This window comes from Elioraea sp., from assembly GCF_051860475.1.
Lineage (GTDB): Bacteria > Pseudomonadota > Alphaproteobacteria > Acetobacterales > Acetobacteraceae > Elioraea.
Genome location: NZ_JBHYDW010000286.1, coordinates 1 through 1,542 on the forward strand (window position 1 = coordinate 1; position 1,542 = coordinate 1,542).

A 1,542-nucleotide genomic window follows, 5' to 3' on the forward strand; every position below is an offset into this window, starting at 1 on the left:
CACGGCCGGATCGGCGTTCATCCACGCCTCCTCGACCTTCAGCAGCGGTCCGAGCGCGCCGTCGCTGTCAGGCAGCAGCAGCACCTCGCCGACCCGGCGCAGGATGGCGGCCTCGCGCGCGAACCAGCCGACGGTGTCGAACGACGGCCCGAGCGGCAGCACGCCGCAGGGGTTCACCGCCCCCCAGGTGGGACGGATGCCGAACAGGCCGCAGTAGCTTGCCGGGATGCGGACCGAGCCCGCCGTGTCGGAGCCGAGCGCGAAGTCGAACAGCCCGGCGGCGAGCCCGGCCGCCGAGCCGCAGGACGACCCGCCGGGGAAACGATCGGGGCAGACCGGATTGGTCGGCGTGCCGTACCAGAGGTTCTCGCCCGTGAGCCCGGCAGCCAGCTCCACCGTCCTGGTCTTGCCGACCATCGACGCGCCGGCCTCGACCAGCATGGTCACACAGGGAGCGGTGACGGAGGCCGGCGGATGGGTGCGCGCCCAGTCCGGGTTGCCGAAGGTCGAGACGTGGCCGGCGACGTCGTACAGGTCCTTGAGGCCAAAGGTCAGCCCCGCGAGCGGACCGGAGGCGGCGCCCGCGATGGTCACACGGGGACCCGGCATGAAGGCGCCGACGGGGTCGCCCTCGTCCTTCGCCACGCGCCGCGCCGTTCTGGTCGCCATCTCCCACCTCCATCGCTGTCCGGGGCCGACTCTGGCAGAGCCCGCGCCGCCGTGCAGCCCCCCGGCGCCGCTCAGGGCACGGCGGCGAAGATCGCGCCGAGCAGCGCATCGGCGAGGAAGGCGCCGGGATAGGCCAGCACGGCGGCGAGCAGCAGCAGGACCGCGATCCGCCGTCCGCCCCGGCCGAGCCCCGCGGCGATGCGCGCGAGGCGGCCGGGGCGCGGGCGCCGGCGGGCCATGCTGCGGGTTCGGGCCTTCCTCATCGCTTCCGTGTAGCGCGTCCGGGCCGATGGCGTGGAGAGGGATGCGCCGGCGCTGGTTGACCGGCCGAGCGCCCGGGGCTCATCCTCCGCCCCGCCATGCTGCTGCTCATCGACAACTACGACAGCTTCACCTTCAATCTCTTCCACTTCCTGGGCGATCTGGGGGCGGAGACGGAGGTGGTGCGCAACGACGCGATCACCGTCGCCGACGCGCTCGCGCGCGGACCGGAGGCGATCGTGCTCAGCCCCGGGCCCTGCGATCCCGACAAGGCGGGCATCTGCCTCGACCTGATCGCGGCCGCCGCCGAGGCGCGGCTGTCGCTGCTCGGCGTCTGCCTCGGCCACCAGGCGATCGGGCAAGCCTTCGGCGGCAAGGTGGTGCGCGCGCCCGCGCCGTGGCACGGCAAGGTGGACAGCGTCCGCCACGGCGGCACCGACATCTTCGAGGCCGTGCCGAGCCCGTTCCGCGCGACGCGCTATCACAGCCTGATCGTCGATCGCGACACCCTGCCCGACACGCTGGAAACCACCGCGGTGAACGAGGCGGGGATCGTCATGGGGATGCGGCACCGCACGCTGCCGATCTTCGGCGTGCAGTTCCACCCCGAGT

3 protein-coding genes are annotated in these 1,542 nt (G+C 73.4%); 1 reads left to right on the plus strand and 2 read right to left on the minus strand.

Translation table 11 applies throughout. The features are described 5' to 3' along the window. On the minus strand, positions 1 to 669 hold a 669-nt coding region (locus ACTIFU_RS23740; protein ID WP_439580797.1), incomplete at its 3' end, for an amidase family protein. A gap of 71 nt (positions 670 to 740) precedes the next feature. After that, positions 741 to 908, minus strand: a complete 168-nt coding sequence (locus ACTIFU_RS23745; protein WP_439580798.1) for a hypothetical protein — start codon at positions 906 to 908, stop codon at positions 741 to 743. Between the two features lie 120 nt (positions 909 to 1,028). Between ACTIFU_RS23745 and ACTIFU_RS23750 the strand changes: the two genes are divergently transcribed. After that, the coding region (locus ACTIFU_RS23750) for an anthranilate synthase component II (protein ID WP_439580799.1) at positions 1,029 to 1,542 on the plus strand (514 nt) is incomplete at its 3' end.

Excerpts from the sequence above, each read along its gene's own strand:
- ACTIFU_RS23745 (WP_439580798.1), bottom strand. The coding sequence starts at position 908 with ATGGCCCGCCGGCGCCCGCGCCCCGGCCGCCTCGCGCGCATCGCCGCG.